Below are 24666 nucleotides of genomic sequence, written 5' to 3'. Positions count from 1 at the left end.
GTCGCGATATTTTAACCAACCGGCCCGCTAAATGCGATATACGTCACACTTTAATTGTGTGGTTTTTTTCACCGCCCATCGACACGCTCACCGACGCACGGTTGCCAAAATGCTGTGCTAATCTATTGAAGCGTACCAATTTTTCCTGCCGTTCTTCCCAGGCCGTCCACGCGCCGCGCCGAAGAAGCGCGCAGTGTCCCTTTGGCGTTTCCTGAGGCGAGGTCATTATGATGTCCGCGATTTATGATTGGTCCGTGCTCGCATTGCGCAATGTTTACGATCGCCGCATTCAGGGCAAGCCGGTGCTCGACAGCGCCGCGCTGTTCCCCGACGCCGAACGTTTCACCGCCCAATGGCGGCAGATCCGCGAAGAGGCGCTGACCGTCGCCCACGATCTGCACAATATTCCCCGTTTTCACGAGATCATGAGCCAGCAGGCGTCGATCTCCGCCAACGACGCGCGCGACTGGCGCATGTTCATCATGAAGGCCTACGGCCAGCCCATCCCCCACAACCTGGCGCGCTGCCCGACGCTGGCGGCGCTGATCGCTTCGTCGCCTGACGTGCTGTCCGCCTCGCTCTCCTTCCTGGCGCCCGGCAAACAGGTGCCGCCCCATCGCGGGCCGTTTCGCGGCATTCTGCGCGGCTATCTGGTGCTGGACATGCCCAAACGCGCCGACGGCGCGCCGGCGGCGGTGCTGAAAGTGGACGGCCGCGAATACCGGCTGCACGAGGGGGAGTTCATGCTGTGGGACGATACCTTCGAACACGAGGTGTGGAACGACAGCCCGCAGGTGCGCACCGTGCTGCTGCTGGACATCCGCCGCCGCGACATGCCCGCCGGGCTGCGGCTGCTCTCCGGCGCCATCATCGCGCTGGTGCGGCTGAACGTGCGCTGGATGCAGCGCCAGTTCTGACTGCGGCGCTCAGGCGATTAACCGCCCTGAGAAGCCAGCCACTGCTCGGCGGTAGTGGTGGCTATGCCCTGGCGCGCATTGAAGGTTTTCGCCTTATCCCAGGCCACGCCGTCGGGCCGGGCGAAAGCCAGCCGGTATTTGGCGCCGACGTCATGCGGATGATTGCGCACCTCCGCCTGCAGCCGCTCTTTGTCCAACAGGATCCTGTTGACCTCCACGCCCCAGTGCGCCTGCATAAGTTCGGCAAGCTCGCGGTAGGTCAGCGTGTCGCCGGCGATATAAACCACCTGGTTGCGAAACGCGGGCCGATGGAAAAAAATCGCGGCCGTCAGCCGGCCAATGTCCTCAGGGGTGGTCAGCGTCACCGCGTAGCGCCAGTCGCCCAGCGCGCGCACCGTTTTGCTTGCCGCATCCACCACGCCAAAGCCGGGGTCAAACAGGTAGCTGGTGAAAATGCCCGTGGAAACAATCACCCACTCCGTCGCCTTCTGCGCACGCAGCAGGTGGCGCACCTCAAGCTGTTCATCCCACACCTGTTGCCCGCTGCCTTTACCCACGACATCGTAGTCCACGCCGAACTGCCACGGGAAGTAGCGCGCCACGCCCGCCAGCAAGACGGCCTGGGTGATCTTTACCTGCGTGCCCGCCCCGCCGACAAAGCCGCTGCAGTTGATCACCGCGTCGAAGGAACGGAATAGCGCGCTCAGCGCCTCCACGCCGTTTTGCTGCAGATCGCCTTCCACCACGGCGATGCCGAGCCGCGCCAGCGCATCCCGCCGCGCCCGGAGCGGGCTGCTGACGGCGCGTGCAGCCTCCGGCCGGAGCAGCACGCTGATTTTTAAAGATGGAGATAACCGAGCCTGCCGGCTCATCGCACGCAATACCGGCAGCCCCAGTTCACCGGCGCCGAGTATGAGCACGGTATTGATAGATGGATTTGTGGATTTCATTCTTGCCTCCTGTCTTGACACTGCGTCATCCTGACAGCTGACAAAAACGGGTTCAATTAGGTACACGCGTGATACCGGAGAGGAATATGACGAGCGATCGGGAAGCGCTGCTGCAATTTTCGCAGGCGTTCTGTGAAGAACTGAGCAACGACGATGAAGGGTTGAAGCGTGAGATCCTCGCGCATGCGGGCAACCGTTGGTCGCTGGGGGTATTGCATATCCTGGGCACTCACGGGCCGCTGCGCCACGGCGAGATAAGCCGCCAACTGGCGGGCGTGACGCAGAGAATGCTGACGCGGACGCTGCGCCATCTCGAGCGGGACGGGCTGATATCGCGCTGCGATTATCAGGAGAAACTGCCCCGCGTGGTTTACACCATCACCGACGCGGGGGAAGAGATGCTGCTCAACATGCTGCCGCTCTGGTCGTGGATTATCGCCTCCGCCGACGCCTTCAGAGCGGCCCGTTCGCACTACGATGGCCAAGAGCGCAACGCCGCTGAAAAATGAACGCGGGCATCCCTGCCCGTGGGGCGGCGCTCAGCCGCCGCCCAGATAGGCCTTTCTCACCTCCGGATCGTTCAACAGTTCTTCCCCGCTGCCGGTGAGGCGGATCTGGCCGTTGACCATCACATAGCCGCGATCGGACAGTTTCAGCGCATGGTTGGCGTTTTGCTCCACCAGAAACAGCGTCATGCCGCTGCGGGTCAGTTCGCGCAGCACGCCGAAGATCTGCCGCACCACGATCGGCGCCAGCCCCAGGCTCGGCTCGTCCAGCAGCAACAGCTTCGGCCGGCTCATCAGCGCGCGGGCGATCGCCAGCATCTGCTGTTCGCCGCCGGACATGGTCATCGCCCGCTGGTTGCGCCGCTCCTTGAGGCGCGGAAACAGTTCGAACATGCGCGGCAAGTCCTCCTCCAGGTAGCGATTGCCGACGGTGATGGTGCCCATCAGCAGGTTCTCCTCCACGCTCATGTCCGGAAAGATGCGCCGCCCCTCCGGCGCCTGCGCGATGCCGCTGCTGGCAACAAAGTGCGTGGAGCGGCGGCTGATGTCCTCGCCGCGAAACAGGATCTGTCCGCCGGCGATGCGCGGCTGACCGAAGATCGACATCAACAGCGTGGACTTGCCCGCGCCGTTGGCGCCGATCAGCGCCACCGTCTCCCCGGCGTTTACCTGCAGCGACACCTGGCGCAGCGCCTGGATCGGCCCGTAAAACACATCGACCTCGCGAAATTCCAACATCGCTTCGCTCATCCCGCCAGCTCCTCTTCGTCCGCGCCCAGGTAGGCGGCGATCACCGCCTCGTTGTGCTGGATCTCCTGCGGCGTGCCGCGGGCGATCACATCGCCGTGATCGAGCACGATCACCCGATCGGAGATCTCCATTACCATGCCCATGTCATGCTCGATCAACAGCACCGTGATGCCGTGATGCTGCCGCAGGAAGCGAATGATGCGGCTCAGCGTGGCCGTTTCCACCGGGTTCAGCCCGGCGGCCGGCTCATCGAGGCAGATCATCTCCGGCGCGGTGCACATGGCGCGCGCGATCTCCAGCCGCCGCTGCTGGCCGTAAGACATCTCTCCCGCCAGCCGGTTGGCGCAGCTCACCAGATCCACCACCTCCAGCCAGTAGAAGGCATGATCGAGCGCGGCGCTCTCCGCCCGGCGGTAGCCCGGCGTATTCAGCACCCCGGCGATCAGGTTACGGTTGCTCTGCATGTGCTGCGCCACCAGCAGGTTCTCCACCACCGACATTTCGCGGAACAGACGGATATTTTGGAAGGTGCGCGCCAGCCCGGCGCGGTTCACCAGGTGGGTGCCGCCGAACATCTTGTAGTAGAGGCGCGAACCGAGCCGCTTTGGACGTATCCAGTCGCCGGCGCGGAACTTCTGCCCCAGCACCTGGATCACGTCGGTCGGCCGCTTGTGGGTATTGAGCAGGATCGCGCCGCCGCTGGCGCGGTAAAAGCCGGTCAGGCAGTTGAATACCGTGGTCTTGCCGGCGCCGTTGGGGCCAATCAGCGCGGTGATGGAGCCGCGTTCCACCTCCAGATTGACGTCGTTCAGCGCTTTGATGCCGCCAAAGTGCATCATCAGGTGTTCCACCCGCAAAATGGCGTCGCTCATGGCGCCACCCCCTTGCGTTCGGCGAAGCTGGATCGGCTGATGCGCACCAGCCCGCGCGGCCGCCAGATCATCATCGCCACCATCAGCACGCCGAACAGCAGCACCCGGTATTCGGCGAAGCTGCGCAGCAGCTCCGGCGCCACCGTCAGCACGAAGGCCGCCAGCACCACGCCGAGGGTGGAGCCCATGCCGCCCAGCACCACGATCGCCAGGATCAGCGCCGACTCGAAGAAGGTGAACGAAGTCGGGTTGACGAAGCCCTGGTAGGTGGCGAAAAACACCCCCGCCAGCCCGGCGGTGGAAGCGCCGAGCATAAACGCCGACAGCTTCACCAGCACGTGATTCAGCCCCAGAGAACGGCAGGCGATCTCATCCTCGCGCAGCGCCTCCCAGGCGCGGCCGATCGGCATGCGCGTCAGCCGGTGCTTGATATACAGCACCAGCAGCACCACCAAAAACAGCACCGCGTAGATGAAAATGAACTTGAGATTCGGGTTGTAATCGATGCCGAAAAACTCGTGGATCGGCACCCCGCCGTCTTTGGCGCGCCGGCCGAACTCCAGGCCGAACACCGTCGGTGCCGGCACCGAGACGCCGTTCGGCCCGCCGGTGAGCGACATCCAGTTGTTCAGCACCAGCCGAATGATCTCGCCGAACCCCAGCGTAACGATCGCCAGGTAGTCGCCGTGCATGCGCAGCACCGGGAAGCCCAGCAATGCGCCGGCCAGCGCCGCCATCAGCGCGCCCAGCGGCAGCATCGCCCAGAACCCCAGCCCGAGATACTGGTAGCCCAGCGCCAGCCCGTAGGCGCCGATGGCGTAAAACGCCACGTACCCCAGATCGAGCAGCCCCGCCAGCCCGACCACAATGTTCAGCCCCAGGCCGAGCAGCACGTAGATCAGGCCGAGGATCGCCACCGTCAGCAGGTATTTGGTGGCGACAAACGGGAACAGCAGCGCGATCGCCGCCATCAGCGGCAGGATCCAGCGCAGGTTGGATTTATAGCCCAGCGGCCGCACGTAAACGCCGTCGTTGCCGCCGTCGAAGCGCGCCAACACCCTGCGCCCCGGCGCGGTTTGCAGGAACAGGCTCAGCAGCAGCCGCCCGGCCATCACCGCGACGATGATCCATACCAGCCGGTGCGGCTCGAAGTTAAAGCTGTAGCCATTCAGCACGATGCCGACGATCGGCCCGAACACGATCAGGGCGATCAGCCCGGCCAAGACAGCGTCCAGCAGGCTGCGTTTGACGTTCAGCCCGCCGTTGATTACGGATTGCGACATGGCGTTCTCCTTAAACCTTGGCGATCAGGGGCCGGCCGAGCAGGCCCTGCGGACGGAAGATCAGGATCGCCACCAGCAACCCGAAGGAGAACACGTCCTTGTAATCCGAATTCACCATGCCGGCAAACTGCGCCTCCGCCACACCGAGCAGCAGCCCGCCCAGCATCGCGCCCGGCAGCGATCCGATGCCGCCCAGCACCGCGGCGGTGAAGGCCTTGATGCCAATGATAAAGCCGACGTAAAAATCGAAGGTGCCGTAGTTCATGGTGATCAGCACCCCGGCCAACCCGGCCATGGCGGCGCCGATCACGAACACCAGCGAGATCACCCGATCGGTATTGATGCCGAGAATCGAGGCCATTTTGCGATCCTGCTGGGTGGCGCGGCAGATGCGTCCCAGCCGGGTGCGCTGAATGATGTAGGTGAGGATCGCCATGCCGAGCAGCGACGCCACCAGAATGAACACTTTGGTGTAGGTGATCTGCACCACGCCGCCGTCGAACTCCAGGCGGAACACGCCGCTCAGCAGCGTCGGGATGCCCTGCTGGCGCGGCCCCTGGCTTATCTGCGCGTAGTTTTGCAGGATTAACGACATGCCGATGGCGGAGATCAGCGGCGCCAGGCGGGTGGAGTTGCGCAGCGGCTTGTAGGCGATGCGCTCGATTACCCAGCCGTACACCCCGGTGATGACGATGGTGAACACCAGCGTGCCGAGGATCAGCAGCGGAAACGAGTGCAGCCCGAAGAACGACAGCAGCGCCAAACCGATGGCGCACAGGTAGGCGGAGATCATATATACCTCGCCGTGGGCGAAGTTAATCATGCCGATGATGCCGTAAACCATGGTGTAGCCGATGGCGATCAGGCCATACACCGCGCCGAGGGTCAGGCCGTTGATCAGCTGTTGCAGAAAGAATACATCCATAATGAGCAGTCTCGCCTGGTAAGGCCGCCAACGCAGTCCGACGCGGCCCAAAGGTCATCGCGGAACGGGCGCGCCAAGGCGGCGGCCCGTCGGTCATAGGGTCATAACTTCACGGTTAGGCCGTTTACAGTTGGTGATATTTGCCCTTGTCATCCCATTGATAGACCACGTAGTCCGAGACCTTCAGGTCGCCCTTCTGGTCCCAGGCTTTCTTGCCCATCACGGTGTCCACGTCGTGTGACTTCAGCCATTCGGCGGCCTTGGCGCTGTCTTTGCCGCCGGTGGCGTTGAAGGCGGCGGCGATCGCCTGGATCGAGGCGTAGGAATAGAGGGTGTAGCCTTCCGGCTCAAAGCCGCTGGCGCGGAACTTGGCGATCACCGCCTTGCCCTCCGGGATCAGGCGCGGATCGTTGCCGAAGGTCATCAGCACGCCGTTGGTGTACTGCGGCCCGCCGGCGGCGGTCACCAGCTCTTCGGTCACCACGCAGTCGCCGGAGAAGAACTTGGCGGTCACGCCCTGCTCGCGCATCTGGCGCACCAGCGGCCCGGCTTCCGGATGGCAGCCGCCGAAGTAGACCACGTCAGGCTTGACCGAGGCGATCTTGGTCACCAGCGCGTTGAAGTCTTTCTCACCGCGCGACAGCCCCTCATACAGCACTTCCTTGACCCCGCGCTTGTTCATCGCCGCCTTCGCTGCGTCCGCCAACCCCTGGCCGTAGGTGTCTTTATCGTGGATCACCGCGATGCGCTTGGCCTTCAGCGTATCCAACATGTAGTTGGTGGCGATCACGCCCTGCTGATCGTCGCGCCCGCACATGCGGAACATGCTCTTCATGCCGCGCTCGGTGATCTGCGGGTTGGTGGAGCCGGGGGTAATGGCGATGATGCCGGCCTCGTCATACACCTCGGAGGCGGGCATGGTGGATGAGGAACAGAAGTGGCCGACCACCGCCGACACCTTGTCCTGATCCACCAGCCGGTTGGCGACCGCGACCGCCTGTTTCGGTTCACAGGCGTCATCCCCCTGCACCAGTTTGATTTTTTCCCCTTTGATGCCGCCGGCGGCGTTGATGTCCGCCGCCGCCTGCGAAGCCCCGCGCCAATACTGATCGCCATAGGTGGCGTTCGGCCCGGAGAACGGCCCGGCGACGCCGATGACGATATCGGCCTGCGCGGAAAAAGCCGTACCTAAACAACCGATGAGCAAAGCAGCGAGCGGACTTTTTATCAATTTCGATGACATTGTTATCTTCCTCAGCACTGTTGTAGCGAAACGCCCTGGGGCGCGGATCAGTCACTTTATGTGTAGACGGGGAAAATAATTTTCTTGAGAGCGCAGTCGCATTCCCCAAAAATGGGTAAGCAAAAATCCAGCCATTGTGACGACGAATACATATTGTTTGCTTATTCATCCTACATATCAGTTGCAGCGCGGCGTGTAGCGGGGATAACCGAGAGTCTGGGCAGTGCGGCTAGCGTGAGAGGGAGAACGGCCCTGCACCATCGCCGTGCAAAGGCTTGTGCAATCGTTGTGGGCCGCAAAATCACCGCACAGCGATGGAAAATGCCGAAAAACAGCGCAAGATGTTCATTCCGCCAGCAAACGCGCTTTTTTTGCAGTTTAGCGCTTTGACAAACCCCAGGCGCCCCGCTATTATTCGCCCCGTTCACACGATTCCTCTGTAGTTCAGTCGGTAGAACGGCGGACTGTTAATCCGTATGTCACTGGTTCGAGTCCAGTCAGAGGAGCCATATTTAGAAAAGCCCGCTTAAGGCAACTTAAGCGGGCTTTTTGCTTTTCGGGTTATAACTCGCTGCAAGAGAGGGTTCATTCATCCAGGAATGACGACCGGTTACCTGGATCGCTAACCGGTGTTTCAATAGGGTTTACGGTGCATGTCAGCACATCATCACCGCCCCAGGGACAACATGACAATGGCGGTTCAGCTCGGGAACCAGCCTGGGGTATTTTGAATCGCTTGCCACAGTTTATGTGGGATCTGTAATTCATCCGGATCTTGCGACAAATTGAGTTTGACGTTCATGCTTCCTTCATGGCCTGATTGTACTCTCTCCACCCATTGGGGATTCATAACCATCGCGCGTCCCAAAGCGACCATGGACAATCCGGCATCCAGCGCTTGCCGTGCCACGTCCGACGACGTGATTTTTCCGGCGGCCAGTATCGGTAAACGGCCGTTATTCTGCTCAATGAACCTTGCCAGCGTACCCTTTTCATCATCGTCATCCCGAGGGGTGTCCGTCAGTACATGGTGCAGCGAGATGTGCAAATAATCGATAAGCGCCTCTTCCGTCAATTGGTTCGCCAACGCCAGAGAATCATCTATACGCAGTCCCTTTTCGCCGGATTCTTCCGGAGACAACCGATACCCCAATAAGAAAGGCTGCGTAGCATGGCGTTCGATAACTCGCCGAACTTCGCGCGCCACTTCCAAGGGGAAACGCATGCGATTCTCTAGCGAACCGCCCCATTCATCCGTGCGCTGATTGAAATACGGGGAGAAAAAGTTTTGGAGCAGGAAACCATGCGCGCCATGCAATTCCACGCCATCGAACCCCGCCTCAATCGCGCGGCGAGTGGCTTCGCCAAAATCGCGGATCACAGTCAGAATTTCATCATGGCTTAACGCGCGGCCGGCTTTTTTGCCATCGTTAAACGGGCCTGCCGGTGCGGCTAGCGCACTGGCGCTAACGAGCTCGCCATCGGGGATCAAGGCCGGAACGGCTTTATTTCCCGCGTGAAAGAGTTGCAGGATCGCCGGCGCGCCGCCGCTTTTAGCGGCATCCGCCAGCCGTTTCAGGCTCGGAATAAAGCGATCGTCATAGGCCGCGAACTCATGAGTAAACCCGATGCCATTTCGCTGTACATGGGAACAGCCTGTCAGCACCAACCCAACACCGGTCGCGCGTGCCCGATAATAGGCTAACTCCGCATCTGAAATAGTTTCATCATCATTGGCTGACCAGGTGGTCATTGGGGCCATCACGATGCGATTACGCATCTCAAGACCGTTTTTAAATAAAAATGGCTGCATTAATGGATCTTTCATAACTCTCTCAGCATTTAACATTTTGATCTAAAATAAAAAATCATAAAAAATCATAAAAAATCACTTCGCCAGCGGGGTTCCCAGCCAGCGATCATCGATAAATTGCAGCATCTGTTCCGGTGTGATTTGCTGCGTCATTCGCCCTCGCAGCACCGTGCGATGCTCGAAAGTTACTGCTCCCCGTGCAAGCACCTGGGCTTTAAAACGCGCGATATGCTCGTCCGAAAAGTGGCTGTTGTGGGTATTAAACAGGATGACCCGTTTACCGCTGAAATCGCTGTTCTCAATAAAAGCCCAAATCGGCGGCGCCGGACTGTATAGCCAGATCGGCGAGCCCAACCAGAGGGTGTCAAACGGCGTCAAGTCAATCTTGGCCGGCGTTATCTCGGGCAACGCATCCTGCCGCTCTTTCAGCAAAGTGGCGTCTTTCAGCGCATACGCCAGCCCCGGCAAGCCAGGGGCATAGTTCGGCGCATCAAGCCTGAAGAGCTGTGCATCCAGGCGGTGAGCGATATGGCGAGCGGCCAGCGCCGTATTCCCTGAACGAGAAAAATAAACGACGGCGGTACGCGATGCGTTTTCTCCTGAATGCGCATGAGGCTCTATCTTGGCCAACTGGGCGGCTTGTCGATTTTCAATCAGCGTGACAGAGGCCAATACGCCCAAAATGGCCAGCAAAACGACCGTCAAACCGATGAGGGTTCCATACATAGGTAAGCGCCTTGATGCCATTAATCAAAATCGGTCGTCTTGCTGAGCGCCTCAAACTCCCACGTTTCTTCAATGCGGGACTGCAACGTCGGCATGACGAAATCGATAGCATCATTACCGATTAATAGCTGGCGCGGAGGCGTGTCCATTTCCACCAACCGGCAAATCACCTGCGCAAGTTTGGCAGGATCGCCCTGTTGCTGACCATCGGCGGATGCCAGTAGCTCGCGCGCGCTGCCAAAAGCGGCATAATCGGCAATGCTTCTTTCCCCGTACCGGGCAGAACTGTCATTGAGAAATTCGGTGCGGAAAAAGCCGGGCTCAACGGCGGTGACGGTAATTCCAAGAGGCGCGACCTCATCAGCCAACGCCAGGGTCATACCTTCCACGGCAAACTTCGACGCGGAATAAAATGTGGCGTTCGCGACGGCTTTTACGCCGGCGATGGAAGAGGTGTTGATAATGCGCCCGTTCCGCTGGCGCCGCATCACCGGCAGCACCGCGCGCAATACATTGGCCATGCCGAAAACGTTGGTTGAAAATTGCTGCTCTATCTGTTCGGCTGTCGCTTCTTCAAAACGCCCCAACAGACAGAACCCGGCATTATTCACTAATACATCAATGCAGCCAAAACGGCTCACGGCCGCATCTGCAGCAGCCAGCGCCTGATGTTCATCACGAACATCAAGCTCCAGCAGCTCAATCTTTTCCGCTGCAACATCGCTGAATGTCCGGCGCAATTTTTCCCTATCCCGCCCCGTTGCGACCACACAATCTCCCTGTTGCAACGCAGCCCTGACAATATGGGCGCCCATGCCGCGCGCGGCGCCGGTGACAAACCAAATGCGATTCATATCTGTTCACCTTAATCGGTTTAAAAACTCGTACTGCCTCATTGCAGTACGCGGTGTCGAGGCACTAAAGCGTCAATTGCAAACTAGGGCGTATCACGATGTCATCGAGTAATACGCCGGGCGGTTGAGCAAATGAATAGACCAATGCACGAGCCACATCATCCGGCATGAGAGCCTGAATGACATCACGACGTTCGCGCATCATGTCCGCAGAAACATTGTGTCCCCATTCCGTATGTACCGCCCCCGGATGAATCAATGACACGCGTATCCCTTCTTCAGCCAGCTCCTGCCGCAAACCGTCACAGACCCCCCTGACTGCAAATTTGGTGGCGCAATACACGGCCCAGTTAGGTGCGCTGCTTTTCCCCCCGACGCTGGATACCGTGGAGATCATTGCGCCGGGGCGATTTTTCATCAGAGGGATAGCTTCGTAGGAACAGTTCAACACGCCGTACATATTCGCGTTGATCTGCTCCTGCCAGCCCTCGGGTGAGCTCTCCTCGAACCGACCGAAAATCCCCATGCCCGCGTTGTTGAAAAGCAGATCCACACCGCCGAAGCGGCTCTTCACCTCATTAAAAAGTGACCGGACCTGAGCTAAATCAGCAACGTCAGCGTCAAAGGCGACGGCGGCCCCGCCCAGTTCGGCAGCCAGGCTTCCGATTCGCTCTTTGCGTCTTGCTACCAGCACGACCGAAACGCCTTCCGCAACCAATCGGCGGGCGGCAGCTTCACCAATACCGCTTGAAGCCCCGGTGATAACAGCGACTTTGCCGCTGAGACTGTTCATCTCCATCGTCCTGCCTCTATAGAAAAATTTTATGGCGGGTGTTTACATAAAATACGGCTTGTCACCGTCAGTGCCCGGCTGGTTGACGCCGATGTTCTCACCCAGATGTTTTTTCGGTTGCTCGATGATGTCGGCAACTAAAGCGGCGACGCTCTTGCGCGATACGATGGTTCCTTTGAACGGCGCATCGCGGGCGGTAAGCTCATAGTCAACCAGGTCTTCATCCGTTAACCAGGCCGGGCGCAGAATGGTGTAGTCCAGCCCGGAGGCTTCAATCGCGTCAGCCGCCCGACGAAATGGCTTGAGGGGCTCACCGATGATCGCGTTGTTCCATTCACCGAATTTTCCCGGGACCTCATCATAAATCCCCAGCGAAAGAACGAAGATCAGGCGTTTGACGCCGCTGGCCTGCATGGCGGCAATCACCGCCTCAGCCTGCACATCCAGATCCTCTCCCGTCAGGTTGGCATACACCAGATCCTGGCCCTGCATCGCTTGTTCCAATGCGGACGGGTTCAACACATCGCCGATAAGGATCCGGCCGTTGGCCGGGCGCGACCGGATTTTTTCCGGCTGGCGAGCGAACAACGTTTGCACAAGCGACTGTTCATCCGCCAATCTGTCGATAACATGGCGGGCGATTTGGCCGCCGGCGCCAAGGATCAATACATTCTTCATGGTGTTCTCCATCGGTTATTCACCCAGGTGCGCGGCCAAAAACGGCAGCACCTTGTCCATCGCTGCGCGAACGGCTTCCGGTTTGTCATACAGCTCGTAATGTGAAAAGTCCGCTAACGAGACCAGCTCGCGATGCGCTGAAGCCGTTGCGCGCCCATAGACTTCCATGCCATCGCGATAGGCGCCGAAGGCACCGACTTTCTCGCCCACCACCACCATCACCGGCTGAGTCAGCAGCACCTCGGTAAAGGCGAAGGCATCCCAGGCCAGCGTTTTTTGCGCATGCGAGAACAACATGCGCGTCGCGCCACCCGGCTGTTGACCGCGCGCGGTCTTGTAATAGTCTGTCGCTTCGAAAACGTCGCGTTCGGTGAGCCCATGGGCCGTTGCCTCTTGAGGACTGGCGGGCAGCAGTTCATTGACCTGAAGCTCTCCGCCCCGCGCTTCCCGGGTGCGCTGCGCAGCCATCGCGCTCAGCGCGCCCAGCGGATCGTAGCCGCTGAAGCCTTCGCGGAAGAGTCGCCCAATATTAACGCCGGTGATGCTCACCACGGCTTTGATGCGTTTCTCTGTCAGCGTGGCATTGACGGCATAACCGCCGCCGCCGCAAATGCCCAGCACGCCGATACGCTCCGCATCGACATACGGCAAGGTGACGGCATAGTCGATGACGCGGCTGATGTCTTCCACCCGCTGGGTCGGATCTTCTATCCAGCGCGGCGCCCCGCCCGACTCCCCCTGAAAACTGGCGTCATAGGCGATAACGACGTACCCCTGCTCCGCCAACGCCTTACCGTAAACATTGCCGGAGGTTTGTTCCTTGCAGCTGCCGAAAGGATGGACGCTGACCACCGTCGGGTAGCGCTTGGATTCATCGAACCCCGGCGGCAGCTGAATGTGGGCGGCGATGTGCCAGGCCATATCGGCGCTTTGGATGCGAACATTTTTCATTACAGCGTCTCCTCAAAGAACGGCGCCAAGACGGAAACGGCTTCGGCGACATAGGCTTTACCGTCATACAATTCCATATGATTCGCGCCTTCGACGATGTGGTAACGCTTGTCGCTGCTCGCGGCGCGGTCGTATAAATCGTCACTCATCCATTTACTGCCCGCCACGCTGCCCGCCACGATCTGCATCGGCTGGGTCAGATACACTTCGGCCATATGGTAGGCGTCGTAGGTAATGATCTGGTTGAGGCTGCGCAGCGTCGCATAGCCGGGCGCCGTCGGATATTGCGCGCGCGGGGTGTGGTAATACTCCCAGGCCTGGCGCAGCTCTTCGTTCGGCGCATCGGATTCTTTCATCGGCGCCAGCGGCATGGTGGCATGTTCACCGCTGCTGATATCGCCGGTGCGGGCGTTGGAGCCCGCCTCAACGTACGGCAGCGCATCAATGGACTTCACATTGTTTTCCCACCCGTTGCGGAACATCGAGCCGATATTGACGGCGCTGACGGTGCCGATAGCCTTGATGCGGCGATCCTGGATCGCGGCGTTGGCGGTATAGCCCGCACCGGCGCAAATGCCCATCGCGCCAATGCGCTCGTTGTCGACATAAGGCAGCGTGGTCAGGTAATCAATCACCGCGCTGACATCTTCGGTGCGGATATAAGGGTTTTCCAACTGACGGGGTTCGCCGCCGCTTTCCCCCTGATAAGAGGCATCGTAAGCCACGGTCACGAACCCCTGCTCCGCCAGTTTTGCGGCATAGGTGCCGGCGGTTTGCTCTTTCACGCCGCCCCCCGGGTGAGAAACGACGATGGCCGGATACTGACGGCCCGCGTCGAAGGCCGGCGGGAAGTAGAGCACTGCGGAAAGATCGATGGTTGGGTTATTGCTATTCGTGAAGCTGATTTTCTGGTTCATCATCCGGTTCCTCATCAGGGTGGTCGGTTAACTGCATCGTTTCTGATTCTCACTATAGACATTGAACATTAAGATGATTAGACCCTAAATAATGATTAGACCTATCACTTAAATGATTAATCAGCCGAACGGAAAACAGAGATGAAACGTGATGAGATAGCCGATTTGGTGGCATTTGTGGTGGTCGCCGAGGAGCGCAGCTTCACCCGGGCCGCGGCTCGCCTGGGCATGGCGCAGTCGGCGTTAAGCCAGATCGTCCGCCGCATCGAAGAACGGCTGGGGTTTCGTCTGCTGACGCGCACCACGCGCAGCGTAGTGCCCACCGAGGCCGGAGAGCAGCTCTTGTCGACCCTGGGTCCCATGCTGCAAGACCTGGATTCCGTCATGACTTCACTGGGCGAGCTGCGCAACCGCCCTTCCGGCACCATACGCATCACCACGGTGGAGCATGCCGCTAAAACCCTTTTGCTGCCCGCCATGCGCATGCTGCTGAAATCTCACCCAGAAATTAACGTGCAGCTCATCATCGATTATGGTCTTAGCGATGTGGTCGCAGAACGTTTCGATGCCGGCGTCCGTCTGGGGGGAGAGATGGATAAGGATATGATTGCCGTGCGGATTGGGCCTGATATTCCGATGGCGATCGTTGGCGCGCCGGATTATCTTGCCCGGCGAGGCACCCCGACCTCGGTGGCGCAACTGGTCGATCATCAGGCGATTAACCTCTATCTTCCTACATCGGGCACCGCCAACCGTTGGCGGCTCATGCGCGGCGGACGTGAAGTTCGGGTTCGCATGCAAGGCCAACTGTTGTTAAACACCATCGACCTGATCCTGGACGCCGCTCTCGACGGGCACGGCCTGGCCTACCTGCCTTGCGATCAGGTGCAGAACGCCCTTGACGAGAAAAAACTCGTCCGCGTGCTGGACAAGTTCACCCCGGACTTACCGGGGTATCATCTTTACTACCCACACCGCAAGCACCCAGGATCGGCCTTTTCTTTGCTTATCGATGTGCTTAGGTTTAACGACGCGCAGAAGCCCAAATAGCGTGCTGCCGCCTGAATCCACTCCGACAGGCACAGGTATCGTCTCCTGTCAGAGAAACTCTGGTTGAGAAAAGCCCGCTCAGGAAGACCTGAGCGGGCTTTGTGCTTTTCTGCCGTTAGCGCTTACAGCACAAATTCGTAGTGCGAACCGTCCGGCAGTTCGACATCCAGGCGCAGTTTGCCGCCGGCCGCCTCAACATAGCGTTTAAGCGAAGACAGTTTCAGATCGCGGCCCGGTTTTTCCATCACGGCGACGGTCGGTTGCCGGATACCCAGCGCCTGCGCCATTTCAACCTGGGTTTTCTGCACCTTCTCGCGCAGCTCGGCAAGATGGATGTTCAGCATAATGTCCGTCGCCATTGCCTGCGCTTCGGCCACGACCTCGGGCTTTTCCTCCGCAATAAGCTGTTCCAGCGTTCTGCCCATCGCGTCACTCCTTCTCTTTTAGTGTGTTCAGCCAATTCGTGAATTCCCGATCGGCAATCTGCAGCATTCGATCGTAAAAACGTTTTTCATCGCCCGCTTTATTGCCCGCGCAAAGCACCATGCCGACGCGGTACGGATCGAAGGCGAAGAATGCCCGCAACGGTTCGCCACGGCTCTGAATACGCAGCTCTTTCATGTTGCTGTAACGCGAGCCTTTAACCGTATCGGCATAGGGTCTGGGCAAGCCGGGCCCTTTTTCCCGCAGGACCATCAATGCAGCAAGCACGCAGGCCCGGTCGGCATCGCTGAGTGATCTGAACCAATGATCAAATGCATCCGTTGTTTTAATTTCCCACACGGGCCCCTAAAATATAGATCAATAGCTATATAGATGTAAAGCTATAGCAGAGAGGCACTGGGATGGCATGCAAAGGCATGCGTTGTTACTGCAAGGCTGAACGTACATCCACGCATTTTGCAAACGCAGTGCGCGGCATTCACCTTTTTACGCGCGGTATCGAATAATCGTTCAGAGGCACGGGGCGCTTCCCCGCCGCCCCTTTATGAACCCTGTCACAAAAAGCGCATAACGTTTTCGGCGTTCTGCGCAGCGGGCGATGAGCGACAAACTTGTTAACGCCACGTTACATCGGGTTAGGCAACATTGTTAACGCCGATTGATGCGCTAAACGCATCGCGCCATGCGTTTATTGCGCTTATTTACTTTATTTTCCTGAGCGAGTCTTCAGCAACAGGCGCGGCGTCAGGCGCCAATAACAAACTGGAGATAACGATGCATTCCTCTACCTCACCCATGACCATCCGGGCCAGATCCGGCGCGATACTGCGCGTCACCTCCGGCAACTTTTTAGAGCAGTTCGATTTTTTCCTGTTCGGCTTTTACGCTACCTACATCGCACACACCTTTTTCCCGGCCAGCAGCGAGTTCGCCTCGCTGATGATGACCTTCGCGGTATTCGGCGCGGGCTTTTTGATGCGCCCGATCGGCGCCATCGTGCTGGGCGCTTACATCGATAAAGTCGGCCGCCGCAAAGGGCTGATCGTCACCCTGTCGATCATGGCCGCGGGCACCTTCCTGATCGTATTGATCCCCTCTTACCAGAGCATCGGGCTTTGGGCGCCGCTGCTGGTGCTGTGCGGGCGTCTGTTGCAAGGCTTCTCGGCGGGCGCGGAGCTGGGCGGCGTGTCCGTCTATCTGGCCGAAATCGCCACGCCGGGCCGTAAAGGCTTCTACACCAGCTGGCAGTCCGGCAGCCAGCAGGTGGCGATCATGGTGGCGGCGGCCATGGGCTTCGCGCTCAATGCGGCGCTGGAAGAAAGCGCCATTCGCGAATGGGGCTGGCGCCTGCCTTTCCTGTTCGGCTGCCTGATCGTTCCCTTCATCTTCTTCCTGCGCCGCAAGCTGGAAGAGACGCAGGAATTTACCGCTCGCCGTCACCACCTGGCGATGCGCGACGTGTTTAAAACCCTGCTGAAAAACTGGCCGGTGGTGATCGCCGGCATGCTGATGGTCGCCATGACCACCACCGCGTTTTACCTGATCACCGTCTATGCACCGACCTTCGGCAAAAAGGTGCTGCTGCTCAGCGCCTCCGACAGCTTGCTGGTCACCCTGCTGGTGGCGATCTCTAACTTCATCTGGCTGCCCATCGGCGGCGCGCTGTCGGATCGTTTCGGCCGCAAACCGGTGCTGGTCGCCATGACGTTGCTGACGTTGGCCACCGCCTACCCGGCGCTGAGCCTGCTCGCCGCCGCCCCCAGCTTCGGCATGATGCTGGCCGTGCTGCTGTGGCTGTCCTTCATTTACGGCCTCTACAACGGCGCTATGATCCCGGCGTTGACGGAGATCATGCCAACGGAAGTGCGGGTGGCCGGGTTCTCGCTGGCCTACAGCCTGGCGACGGCGGTGTTCGGCGGCTTTACGCCGGTAGTCTCCACCGCGTTGATCGAATACACCGGCGACAAGGCTTCACCGGGCTACTGGATGAGCTTCGCCGCGCTGTGCGCCCTGCTGGCGACGCTGTATATGTATCGCCGCATCGCCATGCCGCTGCAAACCGCGCGCTAAGCCGCCATCTCAAAAGGAATGATGCCATGCAAAAACTCACTCGTTCGATCCTCGCCGCGCTGGTGTGCGCCTCCTGCAGTACGGCGGCGCTGGCCAAAGACGTGACCGTCATGATCTCCGGCGGCTTCAAAGCCGCACTAGAGAAGCTGGCTCCGGAATATGAAGCTCAAAGTGGCGACAAAATCATTCTGGTGTCCGGCCCCTCGATGGGCAAAACGCCGCAGGCGATCCCCGCGCGGCTGGCGCGCGGAGAGCAAGCCGATGTGCTGATCATGGTGGGCGACGCGCTCACCCAACTGGAAAAAGAGCGCTGGACCCAGCCGGGTTCGCGCGTGGAGCTGGCCGATTCGCCGATCGGCATGGTGGTGAAACAGGGCGCGCCCAAGCCGGTGATAAAAACGGATGCCGACCTGCGCAATGTCTTGCTGCAGGCGAACTCTTTCGCCTATTCCGACAGCGCCAGCGGCCGCTATGTCAGCGGCCAACTGTTCAAAAAGCTGGGCATCGAGGAACAGGTGAAAGGGAAAGCACATAAGGTTGAGCGCATTCCGGTGGCCTCTGAAGTAGCGCAGGGGAAATACGCGCTGGGCTTCCAGCAGGTCAGCGAATTGCTGCCCGTGGCGGGCGTGACCTTTATCGGCGAGCTGCCGGAAAACGTGCAGTACATCACCCGCTTCGCGGGCGCGGTAACCGCCAAGGCGGAGCACCGCCGCGAAGGCAAAGCGCTGCTGGACTTCCTCGCTTCCCCTCAGGCGCAGCCGACCATTCGCGCGACCGGCATGCGAACCGTGCCGGCGCCGCAGCCGGTCAAGCAGAGTGATACTGTTCAGTAATCAGCTTTTCCAGCTCGGCGGCGACGAAAGACTGCATGCGGCCGCCGCGTCTGATGAGACCCACGGTACGTTTCACCACCGGATCGACCAGCGGCACCGACGTCAACACCGAGTGCTCTGAAGCGGGCATCGACATGGCGGGCACGGCGGCAATGCCGATGCCCGCCTCAACCATGCCCAGCATGGTCGTCACATGGCGAGTTTCACACACGCTGGGGCGTTCCGGCACGAGGTGTTCCAGGCGCTGATCGAGCAGATTGCGATTGCCGGAGGTTTTATCCAGCGAGACGTAATCCTGCTGATAGAACTCTTGCCAGGTGAGGCTCTTTTTAGCGGCGAGCGGATGGTCGCGCCGGCAGGCAGCCACATAGACGTCCCCCACCAACGGCACAAATTCAAGATTAGGCTGCAGCCGCCCGGCGAAGCAGATGCCGAAATCGGCCTGGCCGCCGGTGACCGCCTCGATGACATTACCTGCGCTGCCGTCGATCAGCTTGACGCGCACGCGCGGATAACGCAGCCGGAAACGGCGTATCACGTCGGGCATGAAATAGTAGGCCGCCGAGGGCACCGTGGCGACGGTAACCAGCCCGGTACGCTCCTGGCTGACCTTGTCGATATCGGCCAACACCGCTTCGACGTTCATCAGCAGCTGATCCGAACGCTCGGCAAAGGCCTGCCCGTACAGCGTCAAGGTCACGCGCCGGGTGGTGCGATCGAACAGTTTGCTGCCCAGCGCGTTTTCCAGCTTCTCAATCCTGCGGCTCAGCGCCGACTGCGACAGGCAGATGGACTCTGCGGCCAGCCGAAAATTGCCGTACTCCACCAGCGCGCGAAACGCATAGAGATCGTTGAGATCAAAATTCACGGGCATAGCGGCATACTCTCCTTGCTGAACGCAAAACAACGATGATAACCGCTTATATCACCACGGTAACCGGCCTGGTGGTTGAACCACCCAAGCCCCTATCGCCCCAGCAGCACCATTCCCCAAATAATGATAGTCATCACCACGGCTACCAGCTGCGCTGCGCCGCCCAAATCTTTGGCGCGTTTGGATAACGGATGCAATTCCAGCGAAATGCGATCGACTACGGTTTCAATCGCCGTATTAAGCAGCTCAACCACCAATAGCAGAAAACTGCAGGTGATTAATAACAGCCTTTCTATATTTGTAATATCTAAACCAAATGTAACAACCAGTAAAATGGCGTTAATAACCAATAATTGGCGGAACGCATCTTCGGTAAGCACAGCATCAATAAACCCGGCCCAGGAATTCCTAATGCTGTAGGTTAATCGGCTTATTCCTTTTTTCTTTTCCACAGGCATACAATCAGCTCTCGTCAAAACTGCGACAGTCACTCGCAAATAAATCACGCAGCGTGAATTTATCTCGAGTTTATTAATTAAAAACCTTAACCGTTCTCTTTCAGGAAACGATGCATTCACTCACTCGCCGTCCCCCTGCTCCTGAAACGCCACCGCCCGAAAATGCCCTGGCGCGGTTATTATTCTGGGAGCGTCAAAAAGGGACGCGATATCAGCCGCTTAAAGCGTTTTCTCGTACAAGCGGTAACGCTTGTACGGCACCGCGCCGATGCGTTCTAAAATCGTCCGCATGCCGGTATTGGTTTCCAGGATCCACGACATTTCCAGCGCGTCGATATTGCGCTTCGCGAAAGGCTCGCGCAGCGCCTCAATCAGCAGCAGCGCAATAATGGGCCCGATGCGGCTGAATTGATATTCCTGGCGTACGCCCATCAACGGCACGCGCGCGGTGCGCACGCCGCTGACTTTCAGGCGCCACAATAGCTTCGCCCAGCCGAACGGCAATAAACGCCCCTGCAGATCGGCAATCGCTTCGTTAATGTTCGGCAGACCGACGATAAAGGCGCAGGGGGCGCCATCCACCTCGGCGATATGGATCATATCGTCGGGCACCAGGAACTTCAGCTGATCCCCCATGGTGGCGAACTCGTGCTCGGTGAACGGGACAAACCCCCAGTTATGTTGCCACCCGGAGTTGAACACCTCGCGCAGCACCTGCATCTCCTCGCGAAAGCGCTTGCGATTGAGACGGCGGACGGTCACCTTTTTACGCACCTGATCCATCATCCGGGTTAACGACGGCGAAAAATGCAGGTCGGTTCTTTTCATCCAATAGGCAAGCAAATCAATCCCTTCACTGTAGCCCTGCTGCGCTATCTGGGCCGCGTAGTAAGGTTTCGCGTGCGTCATCAGGGCAGAAGGCGGGGTATCGAACCCTTCGACCAACAGGCCGCTTTCCTGATTGATATTGAGGCTGAATGGCCCGGTGATTTTACGCGCGCCTTTCGACCTCAGCCACTCCTCCGCTACCGTGAATAAGGTGCTGAACACGGCGGGATCGTCAACGGCGTCAATCATGCCGAAATGGCCGGTATCCTCACCATGCAGCTCCCGGTGCAGAGAATCGATTTGCGCAGTGATGCGCCCAACCACTTTGCCCTGTTTTTTGGCCACCCATGCCTGCCATTCAATATGGTCGGTCCCGGGATTCTTCTTTGACAGGTGCTCTTCGCGCTCTACATGCAGCGGCTCAATCCAGTTCGGATCATCGCGAAACAGTTGCGAGGGGAAAGCAATAAATTCTTTAAGTTCGCGTTTATCCAGAACTTTCTCAATACGGATCATAAATAGCCTTACGTTTTAATAAAATAATTAAATAAGCACGCGACAACGCCTTTAGCATTTTTTATGCTGTTGCCTTTTATTGAATTGTGTATTGCCTCCGGCTCACTGATAAGAAAAACCGAATATTCCCCCTCGGCGAATCAGCAACGTGTTGCCTGACATTCACCCTGTGATGTCCATAATTGATAAAAAAAGGAAACAGAAAGCGGCGCAGCCAGGCTACGCTAATAGTGCTCTTTTATTATTTCGTGCTGTTATGGTAAAAGAAACTCGCCGCTTTTAGTGTACCGACTTTAATCAGGAGGTGCGCCGCCATTTTTACCACTTAATGCTATTTTTAAGATTAGCCTTAAATGAATCGTTCACTTTTGAATTTCTTGCGGCATACTGTTTAGGAAGTGTTTAAGTTCCAAGATAGCCATGCATGAGGTCATAACCTATGAGCCGACAGTTATTTCCTGCCCGACAGATGCAGACTAAAGAACGGCGAAGTCCGGATATTACAATAGTCTCTCATATCTCGCCAGGGTGCCGCTCAAGGCTGATAACTCGGGCTACTCACGCTCTGCCCGGTTAATAACCGGCATGCCGCTCGAGCACGGCAATATACGCTGTTCGCGGAATGAAGATGGTTGAATAACAAACTTATTCAAAACCTATTCATAGTAAAACATCAATTACCTCGCCAAGAGTGATTTCTCTCTTTTGGTGATTTTTAATCTATGGCTAAGTTTGTCTATGTCTGAAACAAGTTCCGTTCATTCTCTTCCCATGCGCTATGCGGACTTCCCCACGTTAGTGGACGCGTTGGATTACGCGGCACTCGGTAATACGGGAATGAATTTTTACGACCGTCGCAATCAACTCGTGACCGTTCTCGACTATCGCACGCTGCAGCAAAAAGCGATCGCGGGCGCGCGGCGTTTATTGTCCCTGAAGCTCAAGAAAGGCGATCGCGTGGCGCTTATCGCCGAAACCAGCCCGGGCTTCGTCGAAGCCTTTTTCGCTTGCCAATATGCCGGCCTGGTGGCGGTGCCGTTGGCGATCCCGATGGGCGTTGGCCAGCGCGACTCCTACACCGCCAAACTGAAAGGGTTGATCGCCAGCTGCAACCCTGCGGCGATCATCAGCAGCGAAGAGTGGACACCGCTCATCTCGTCGGCCACGGAAAACTCTTCGGCGATGCACATCCTCAGCGACGCAGACTTTAACGCCTTGCCAGAACCGGAAATCGCGTTGCCGGCGCCTTCGCCCGACGATATCGCCTATCTCCAATACACCTCGGGCAGCACCCGCTTTCCGCGCGGCGTGATCATTACCCAGCGGGCGGCCATGGCGAACCTGAACGCGATCAGTCGCGACGGGATCAAGTTGCGCGCCGGCGACCGCTGCGTTTCGTGGCTGCCCTTCTATCACGATATGGGCCTGGTCGGTTTCCTGCTTACGCCGGTGGCGACCCAGCTGTCCGTCGACTACCTGCGCACGCAAGATTTCGCCATGCGCCCGATGCAGTGGCTGAAACTGATCGCCAAGAATCGCGGCACGGTGTCCGTCGCCCCGCCGTTCGGCTACGATCTGTGTCTGCGCCGCAGCAACGCCAAAGAGCTGGCCGATCTGGATCTTTCCAGCTGGCGGGTTGCGGGCGTGGGCGCCGAGCCGATCCCGGCCGAGCTGCTCGCCCAGTTTGGCGAACACTTCAGCAGCATCAACTTCGACAGCAAAGCCTTCATGCCGTGCTATGGCCTGGCCGAGAACACCCTGGCGGTGAGTTTTTCCGACCCTTGCTCCGGCCCGCAAACCAACGAGGTCGACCGCGATATTTTGGAATACGAGGGTAAAGCGGTCGCGCCGGGCAAGAAGACCCGCGCCGTCTCGACCTTCGTCAACTGCGGCCGTGCGCTGCCCGGCCACCGCATCGAGATCCGCAGCGAAACCGGGCAACCGCTGCCGGAACGTCAGGTCGGCCATATCACGATTTCCGGCCCCAGCCTGATGAACGGCTATTTCTGCGACGATGAGTCCCAGCAGCAGATCCAAGTGACCGGCTGGATGGACACCGGCGATCTCGGCTATCTGCTGGACGGCTATCTGTACGTCACCGGCCGCAAGAAGGATTTGATCATTATTCGCGGCCGCAATATCTGGCCGCAGGATATTGAGTACGTCGCGGAATCCGAACCGGAAATCCGTTCCGGCGATGCGATTGCCTTCGTGACCGAAGAACACGACGAAGCGGCCAGGATCATTTTGCAGATCCAGTGTCGAGTCAGTTCGGAAGAACGCCGTGAACAAATCGTGCATTCGCTGAGCGCGCGCATTCAAAGCGAGTTCGGCATCGCGGTGGACATCGAGCTGCTGCCGCCGCACAGCATTCCCCGCACGTCGTCGGGTAAACCCGCACGCGCGGAGGCCAAGAAACGCTGGCTGAGCGCTTCGCTCTACCCGCAAATGCCGCAGCTGGCCGGTTTCGCGCAATGAGCGGCACCGTGGCAGTGACGGGCGCGACCGGCTTTATCGGCCGGCACATCGTCCAGGAACTGCTGGCGCAAGGGTTTAGCGTGCGCGCCCTGACGCGGCAAGCCGGAAAAGCCGCCGCAGACAACCTGCAGTGGATCCCCGGCGCGCTGGAAGATCGGCCCTCGCTCACCGAACTGGTGCGCGGCGCGGAGTGCGTCGTGCATTGTGCGGGCCAGGTGCGCGGGCATGCGGAAGCGGTGTTCACCCGCTGCAACGTCACCGGCAGCCTGAATTTGATGCAGGCGGCCAAACAGAACGGCCGCTGCAATCGCTTCTTGTTCATGTCGTCGCTGGCGGCCCGCCATCCGGCGCTGTCCTGGTACGCCCATTCAAAACAGGCCGCCGAGCAGCAACTCATCGCCGCCACGGGCGATATCGCGCTGGGGATTTTCCGCCCGACGGCGGTTTACGGGCCCGGCGATAAAGAGCTGAAACCGCTGTTCAACGGCCTGCTGCGCGGCGTGCTGCCCCGGCTGGGCGCGCCTGACGCCAGGCTCTCTTTTCTGCACGTGAGCGATTTGGCAAAGGCGGTCAGCCAATGGGTGCAAACCGAACCCGCGCAGCCAAATATTTACGAACTGTGCGACGGCGTGGCCGAAGGCTATAACTGGCTGCGCCTGCGGGACATCGGCGCCGCCGTGCGTCACGGGCCGGTGCGGCTGGTGGGCATTCCGCTGCCGCTGCTGAAAGCCCTGGCGGATATCAGCGTGGTGTGGAACCGCCTGGTAAAAAAAGAGCCGATGCTGACGCGCAGCAAAATACGCGAATTAACGCATCGCGACTGGTCCGCCAGTAATCAGGCGCTGTCGCAACAGATTAATTGGTTTCCACAGGTGAGTTTGGAACGCGCGCTGCGTGAAGGGCTGTTTTAATTATTCCAAGTAGAGGTGTGTCAACG

The 24666-nt window shown here is 58.9% G+C and carries 25 protein-coding genes and 1 tRNA gene; 8 read left to right on the top strand and 18 right to left on the bottom strand.

What is annotated here, in order from left to right; genetic code table 11:
• Nucleotides 1–230 precede the first annotated feature (230 nt).
• A complete protein-coding gene (locus tag ACMGF9_RS07625; RefSeq protein ID WP_031300704.1) occupies nt 231–917 on the top strand; it encodes an aspartyl/asparaginyl beta-hydroxylase domain-containing protein in 687 nt (228 codons plus the stop codon).
• Nucleotides 918–934: 17 nt separating this feature from the next.
• On the opposite strand, the gene ACMGF9_RS07620 is transcribed toward ACMGF9_RS07625, so the two are convergent.
• Nucleotides 935–1867, bottom strand: a complete 933-nt coding sequence (locus ACMGF9_RS07620; RefSeq protein WP_414160180.1) for an aromatic alcohol reductase — start codon at nt 1865–1867, stop codon at nt 935–937.
• 86 nt (nt 1868–1953) lie between these two features.
• On the opposite strand from ACMGF9_RS07620, the gene ACMGF9_RS07615 reads away from it, so the two are divergent.
• Nucleotides 1954–2376: a winged helix-turn-helix transcriptional regulator gene (locus ACMGF9_RS07615; protein ID WP_004928603.1), complete on the top strand. Its 423-nt coding sequence runs from the start codon at nt 1954–1956 to the stop codon at nt 2374–2376.
• 30 nt (nt 2377–2406) lie between these two features.
• Here the strand turns inward: ACMGF9_RS07615 and ACMGF9_RS07610 are convergent, their stop codons facing one another.
• The 5 genes from ACMGF9_RS07610 to ACMGF9_RS07590 all read right to left on the bottom strand — a co-directional run bounded on the left by ACMGF9_RS07610 (nt 2407) and on the right by ACMGF9_RS07590 (nt 7446).
• Nucleotides 2407–3123, bottom strand: a complete 717-nt coding sequence (locus ACMGF9_RS07610) for an ABC transporter ATP-binding protein (protein WP_015378467.1) — start codon at nt 3121–3123, stop codon at nt 2407–2409.
• Nucleotides 3120–3995, bottom strand: a complete 876-nt coding sequence (locus ACMGF9_RS07605; protein ID WP_004928596.1) for an ABC transporter ATP-binding protein — start codon at nt 3993–3995, stop codon at nt 3120–3122. Before ACMGF9_RS07605 ends, ACMGF9_RS07610 begins: the two co-directional genes overlap by 4 nt.
• Entirely contained in the window at nt 3992–5278 is a 1287-nt protein-coding gene (gene livM, locus ACMGF9_RS07600; protein WP_015378468.1) for a high-affinity branched-chain amino acid ABC transporter permease LivM, read from the bottom strand. The genes ACMGF9_RS07605 and livM overlap by 4 nt, the downstream gene beginning before the upstream one ends.
• Before the next feature lie 10 nt (nt 5279–5288).
• Nucleotides 5289–6203: an ABC transporter permease subunit gene (locus ACMGF9_RS07595; RefSeq protein ID WP_004928592.1), complete on the bottom strand. Its 915-nt coding sequence runs from the start codon at nt 6201–6203 to the stop codon at nt 5289–5291.
• 124 nt (nt 6204–6327) lie between these two features.
• Nucleotides 6328–7446, bottom strand: coding sequence for a branched-chain amino acid ABC transporter substrate-binding protein (locus tag ACMGF9_RS07590; RefSeq protein WP_033632602.1), 1119 nt, complete (start codon nt 7444–7446; stop codon nt 6328–6330).
• Between the two features lie 433 nt (nt 7447–7879).
• Here ACMGF9_RS07590 and ACMGF9_RS07585 point away from each other — a divergent pair.
• A tRNA-Asn gene (locus tag ACMGF9_RS07585) sits at nt 7880–7955 on the top strand.
• A gap of 191 nt (nt 7956–8146) precedes the next feature.
• Here the strand turns inward: ACMGF9_RS07585 and ACMGF9_RS07580 are convergent.
• From ACMGF9_RS07580 to ACMGF9_RS07550, 7 genes are all read right to left on the bottom strand, one after another.
• Complete coding sequence (locus tag ACMGF9_RS07580) at nt 8147–9274, bottom strand: NADH-dependent flavin oxidoreductase (protein ID WP_021505879.1); 1128 nt, start codon at nt 9272–9274, stop codon at nt 8147–8149.
• Between the two features lie 60 nt (nt 9275–9334).
• On the bottom strand, nt 9335–9985 hold the full coding sequence (locus tag ACMGF9_RS07575) for a flavodoxin family protein (RefSeq protein WP_015378471.1): 651 nt from the start codon (nt 9983–9985) through the stop codon (nt 9335–9337).
• 20 nt (nt 9986–10005) lie between these two features.
• Nucleotides 10006–10839 (bottom strand): SDR family NAD(P)-dependent oxidoreductase, encoded by an 834-nt coding sequence (locus tag ACMGF9_RS07570; RefSeq protein ID WP_414160179.1) that lies wholly within the window; start codon nt 10837–10839, stop codon nt 10006–10008.
• A 64-nt stretch (nt 10840–10903) separates the two neighbouring features.
• Nucleotides 10904–11632, bottom strand: a complete 729-nt coding sequence (locus ACMGF9_RS07565) for an SDR family oxidoreductase (protein WP_414160178.1) — start codon at nt 11630–11632, stop codon at nt 10904–10906.
• A 42-nt stretch (nt 11633–11674) separates the two neighbouring features.
• Nucleotides 11675–12310 carry an SDR family oxidoreductase gene (locus ACMGF9_RS07560; protein WP_015378474.1) on the bottom strand — a complete coding sequence of 212 codons (636 nt, stop codon included), beginning with the start codon at nt 12308–12310 and terminating at the stop codon, nt 11675–11677.
• Between the two features lie 15 nt (nt 12311–12325).
• A complete protein-coding gene (locus ACMGF9_RS07555) occupies nt 12326–13261 on the bottom strand; it encodes an alpha/beta hydrolase (protein WP_088381766.1) in 936 nt (311 codons plus the stop codon).
• Nucleotides 13261–14181, bottom strand: coding sequence for an alpha/beta hydrolase (locus tag ACMGF9_RS07550; protein ID WP_031300707.1), 921 nt, complete (start codon nt 14179–14181; stop codon nt 13261–13263). The genes ACMGF9_RS07555 and ACMGF9_RS07550 overlap by 1 nt, the downstream gene beginning before the upstream one ends.
• 138 nt (nt 14182–14319) lie before the next feature.
• Between ACMGF9_RS07550 and ACMGF9_RS07545 the strand changes: the two genes are divergently transcribed.
• A complete protein-coding gene (locus ACMGF9_RS07545; RefSeq protein WP_088381767.1) occupies nt 14320–15228 on the top strand; it encodes a LysR family transcriptional regulator in 909 nt (302 codons plus the stop codon).
• A 122-nt stretch (nt 15229–15350) separates the two neighbouring features.
• Here the strand turns inward: ACMGF9_RS07545 and ACMGF9_RS07540 are convergent, their stop codons facing one another.
• Together ACMGF9_RS07540 and ACMGF9_RS07535 are read right to left on the bottom strand one after the other, a co-directional pair.
• Nucleotides 15351–15653 carry an XRE family transcriptional regulator gene (locus tag ACMGF9_RS07540; RefSeq protein ID WP_004935502.1) on the bottom strand — a complete coding sequence of 101 codons (303 nt, stop codon included), beginning with the start codon at nt 15651–15653 and terminating at the stop codon, nt 15351–15353.
• Nucleotides 15654–15657: 4 nt separating this feature from the next.
• Nucleotides 15658–16011 (bottom strand): type II toxin-antitoxin system RelE/ParE family toxin, encoded by a 354-nt coding sequence (locus ACMGF9_RS07535; RefSeq protein WP_015378478.1) that lies wholly within the window; start codon nt 16009–16011, stop codon nt 15658–15660.
• A gap of 435 nt (nt 16012–16446) precedes the next feature.
• Between ACMGF9_RS07535 and ACMGF9_RS07530 the strand changes: the two genes are divergently transcribed.
• Together ACMGF9_RS07530 and ACMGF9_RS07525 are read left to right on the top strand one after the other, a co-directional pair.
• Nucleotides 16447–17742, top strand: a complete 1296-nt coding sequence (locus tag ACMGF9_RS07530; RefSeq protein ID WP_004935508.1) for an MFS transporter — start codon at nt 16447–16449, stop codon at nt 17740–17742.
• Between the two features lie 26 nt (nt 17743–17768).
• A complete protein-coding gene (locus tag ACMGF9_RS07525; RefSeq protein WP_273890012.1) occupies nt 17769–18575 on the top strand; it encodes a substrate-binding domain-containing protein in 807 nt (268 codons plus the stop codon).
• Here the strand turns inward: ACMGF9_RS07525 and ACMGF9_RS07520 are convergent.
• The 3 genes from ACMGF9_RS07520 to ACMGF9_RS07510 all read right to left on the bottom strand — a co-directional run bounded on the left by ACMGF9_RS07520 (nt 18550) and on the right by ACMGF9_RS07510 (nt 21251).
• Nucleotides 18550–19449: a LysR family transcriptional regulator gene (locus tag ACMGF9_RS07520; protein ID WP_325994597.1), complete on the bottom strand. Its 900-nt coding sequence runs from the start codon at nt 19447–19449 to the stop codon at nt 18550–18552. The two genes, ACMGF9_RS07525 and ACMGF9_RS07520, sit on opposite strands and share 26 nt — an antisense overlap.
• A 92-nt stretch (nt 19450–19541) precedes the next feature.
• Entirely contained in the window at nt 19542–19907 is a 366-nt protein-coding gene (locus ACMGF9_RS07515; RefSeq protein ID WP_004935528.1) for a diacylglycerol kinase, read from the bottom strand.
• Between the two features lie 219 nt (nt 19908–20126).
• Nucleotides 20127–21251, bottom strand: coding sequence for a hypothetical protein (locus ACMGF9_RS07510; protein WP_016927031.1), 1125 nt, complete (start codon nt 21249–21251; stop codon nt 20127–20129).
• Between the two features lie 738 nt (nt 21252–21989).
• Here ACMGF9_RS07510 and ACMGF9_RS07505 point away from each other — a divergent pair.
• Both ACMGF9_RS07505 and ACMGF9_RS07500 read left to right on the top strand, forming a co-directional pair.
• The gene (locus tag ACMGF9_RS07505) at nt 21990–23729 is read left to right on the top strand and encodes a fatty acyl-AMP ligase (RefSeq protein ID WP_075686272.1); all 1740 of its coding nucleotides are present in this window, start codon (nt 21990–21992) and stop codon (nt 23727–23729) included.
• Nucleotides 23726–24640: an NAD-dependent epimerase/dehydratase family protein gene (locus tag ACMGF9_RS07500; RefSeq protein ID WP_004935535.1), complete on the top strand. Its 915-nt coding sequence runs from the start codon at nt 23726–23728 to the stop codon at nt 24638–24640. Before ACMGF9_RS07505 ends, ACMGF9_RS07500 begins: the two co-directional genes overlap by 4 nt.
• Nucleotides 24641–24666: the final 26 nt, after the last annotated feature.

This window comes from Serratia sp. BNK-23, from assembly GCF_047456145.1.
Taxonomy (GTDB): Bacteria; Pseudomonadota; Gammaproteobacteria; order Enterobacterales; family Enterobacteriaceae; genus Serratia; species Serratia nematodiphila.
The sequence above is the reverse complement of the archived record's forward strand: the minus strand, read 5'-3'. Positions and strand labels throughout refer to the sequence as shown.